The organism is Synechococcus sp. R6-5 (assembly GCF_047461775.1).
Taxonomy (GTDB): Bacteria; Cyanobacteriota; Cyanobacteriia; order Thermostichales; family Thermostichaceae; genus Thermostichus.
In genome coordinates this window covers 1-529 of sequence record NZ_JANSHV010000250.1, presented here as the reverse complement: position 1 = coordinate 529, position 529 = coordinate 1, and the positions used below count along the sequence as shown (strand labels likewise).

Below are 529 nucleotides of genomic sequence, written 5' to 3'. Positions count from 1 at the left end.
AAAAATTTTGGGTTGGATATCTTGACGGGGTGGTAGGGGTGGGGATAGGGTAGTAAAGCGCCACAAGGCCACCCAGCCCCGGCGCCCCAGAACCTTGACAAGTAACTCGTTCAGTCAACCATCGCCAAGCAGCACAGCAGGCTCCCTGAGTCGGCTGGTGGCTGCATATTCAACCCTGTCAAGTTTCCATTTTTCCAGAGACAAGCTCTTGAATTGACACGGAGAGTTTGATCCTGGCTCAGGATGAACGCTGGCGGTATGCTTAACACATGCAAGTCGCACGGACACCTTCGGGTGTTAGTGGCGGACGGGTGAGTAACACGTAGGAATCTACCCTCAGGCGGGGGATAACAGCTGGAAACGGCTGCTAATACCCCATACAGGCGGAAGCTGAAAGGAGCAATCCACCTGAGGATGAGCCTGCGTCGGATTAGCTAGTTGGTGGGGTAATGGCCTACCAAGGCGACGATCCGTAGCGGGTCTGAGAGGATGGCCCGCCACACTGGGACTGAGACACGGCCCAGACTCC

The 529-nt window shown here is 56.0% G+C and carries 1 rRNA gene; it reads left to right on the top strand.

Annotation, left to right across the window (positions count from 1 at the left end):
* Nucleotides 1-215: 215 nt before the first annotated feature.
* Nucleotides 216-529 (top strand): 16S ribosomal RNA (locus NW818_RS12260); the annotation flags it as partial.